Origin of the sequence: Kitasatospora sp. MBT63 (assembly GCF_000710465.2) — a bacterium.
In the GTDB taxonomy this organism is placed as follows: domain Bacteria; phylum Actinomycetota; class Actinomycetes; order Streptomycetales; family Streptomycetaceae; genus Kitasatospora.
Map to the genome: position 1 here is coordinate 1,857 of NZ_JAIZ01000844.1, position 2,598 is coordinate 4,454.

2 protein-coding genes are annotated in these 2,598 nt (G+C 73.6%); both read left to right on the top strand.

Going from position 1 to position 2,598, the window contains the following annotated elements; genetic code table 11:
• The first annotated feature begins 429 nt into the window (after nt 1-429).
• A complete protein-coding gene (locus AA75_RS44295; protein ID WP_233289472.1) occupies nt 430-1,992 on the top strand; it encodes an alpha/beta fold hydrolase in 1,563 nt (520 codons plus the stop codon).
• Nucleotides 1,993-2,213: 221 nt separating this feature from the next.
• Nucleotides 2,214-2,555 (top strand): VOC family protein, encoded by a 342-nt coding sequence (locus tag AA75_RS44300; RefSeq protein ID WP_033826247.1) that lies wholly within the window; start codon nt 2,214-2,216, stop codon nt 2,553-2,555.
• Nucleotides 2,556-2,598 lie beyond the last annotated feature (43 nt).

Consider the following 2,598-nt stretch of genomic DNA (forward strand, 5'->3'; position numbering starts at 1 on the left):
TGGAGGTGGTCCCGGGCCCGCCGCTCGAACAGCGGCAGCTCCTTGTCGGCCACCTCCTGCACCACGCTCCGCGCCAGGTCCCGCGCGAGCTGCCGTCGCCGCCCGTACAGCAGCGCCGGGACCACCCGGCCGGCCTCGGCGGACACCACCGGATCCGTCACCACACTCATCCCCCTGCCGTCACCCCGCCCCGGCCGGCCCGGCGGACAACGGCCCGGACGGCTCATGGCAACACAGTCGATTATGAATCAAATGGCTTGATCTGTACGCCACTTGACGAACGATCACCGATAGCGGCCCTGGCTGCACGGACCCGGGCGACGGTGGAGACCCGGACGGGTCCGGGTGGACGGGTGCGGACAGGAGTGGACAGTCCCCGCGTCCGGACGGCCTGGAAAACGGACACCGGCCGCCAGCACTGTGTACCCCATGAACGGTGCACCGGCCCCGCAGCAGCAGCCGCAGCACCTGAACACCGCCCGGCCCCCCACCGGCCGGGCACACGACCAAGGACACCCCGACATGAAGCACAGCCTGACCGCCGTCGCCCTCGTGGCGCTCGCCGCCGCCGCCGTCGTACCGGCACTCGCCGACGGCTCGGACTCCGGCCACCGGCCCCCCGCGGCCATCGACTGGCACGCCTGCACCGACGCCGACTTCCAGCAGATGCAGTGCGGATCGATCCGCGTGCCGGTGGACTGGGCGCACCCCGGAGGTGACACCCTCACCCTCGCCCTGGTCCGCCGCCCCGCCGACGACCGGGCGCACCGCGCGGGCACCCTGCTGCTCAACGACGGCGCCGGCGGCTCGTCGATCGAGCAGCTGCGGCTGGCGATGCACATCGGACTGCCGAAGTTCGCCGGGGACATGACGCAGAAGTTCGACCTGGTCGCGGTGGACCCGCGCGGCGTCGGGCACAGCACGCCGATCCTGTGCGACGGACCGCTCAAGCCCGCCGGGGTCAGCCACTTCCCCAAGGACCAGGCCGCGTTCGACGCCCTGGTGTCCAACAACCGGGCCGTCGCCGACGACTGTCTGCGGCGCAACGGCAAGCTCCCCGCGCACGTCGATCTCACCAGCACCGCACGGGACTTCGAGGCGGTGCGGACCGGTCTGGGCGAGCAGCAGCTGAACTGGTACGGGATCCACTACAGCACGCTCCTCGGGCGCACCTACGCCAACCTGTACCCGGGCCGGCTGCGCAGCATGGTCCTCGACACCGCACTGGACGACACCGCCTCACCGGTGCAGCGGATCACCGCGGAGGCCACCACCGCAGAGGCGGCCTTCGACCGCTTCGCGGCCTGGTGCGCCGCGTCGAACGACTGCGCGCTGCACGGCAAGGACGCCGCGGCCGAGTACGACGCGCTGGTCGCCCGGGCCGACCGTACGCCTGTCCCGACCGGGAGCGCGGCCCACCAGCCGTTGACCGGCGAGGACATCCGTGAGGCCACCCAGGACTTCCTGACCCTGTCGGGCCTCGCCTGGCCGGAGCTGGCGAAGGCGATCGTGGCGGCCCAGGGCGGCAACGCCGGCGCCTTCACGCACGACCCGGACGACACCCTGGACCCGGCCCAGGTCCAGGTCCAGGTCCCTGCCTGTCTGGACACCCCGCGCCCGGTGAACAGCTTCGCCGAGCTCGCCAGGCTCCAGCAGGACCTCGCCAAGGTGTCGCCGCACCTCGGTGGCGCCGTGCGCCTCTACAAGGCCGTGACCGGCTGCCTCGGCTGGCCGACCGCGGCCACGCCGGTCGGAGCGGGCGCCCCGGTCAAGGGCGCGCCGCCCGCGCTGGTCGTGCAGTCCACCCACCAGGCCCTGGCGCCGTTCCAGTCGGGTGCGGCAATGGCCGCGCAGCTTCCCGGCAGCGTCGTGCTCGGCCGGGAGGGTGACGACTACAGCATGTTCCTGCTGTCCCCGTGCGTCCAGGCCGCCACCAACCGCTATCTGACCACCCTCGCGCTGCCTTCCGCCGGCACCGTCTGCACCGACTGATCACCCCCTGAGCCATCCTCCCGGGCCGGCCGCGGAATCCCCCGCCGCGGCCGGCCACCACCGGGCCCGCCCTGTCCCTCCGGCAGGGCGGGCCCGGTGTGTCTCCGGGGGCCGAGCGGTCCGGGAGAAGCGGCCGCCGTGGCCCGCGCCTACCGTGGGATCACCGGCGGGGCCCGCGCGGGCGCCGCGGCACCACCCCGACACGCAGGAGGACCCACGTCATGAGCAGCGGCATCACCGTGATCATCTACCACGTCGAGGACCTGGCCCGGGCCAAGGAGCTGTTCGGCACCTACCTCGGCGTCGGGCCGACGACGGACACGCCGTACTACGTCGGCTACGAGCTCGAGGGCCAGCAGATCGGTCTCGTCCCCGACGGCCGCACCAACAGCTCGGGGCCGGTCTGCTTCCGCGACGTGCCCGACATCGCGGCGGCGCACCAGGCGCTGCTCGCCGCCGGTGCCGAGGTGCACGAGGAGCCGCACGACGTCGGCGGCGGCCTGCTGGTCGCCTCCGTCAAGGACAGCGACGGCAACGTCATCGGGCTCCGTCAGCAGCCGTGACGCGGGGGCAGGTCGCGGGCGGGGCGGGGCGCGGGGGGGGCCG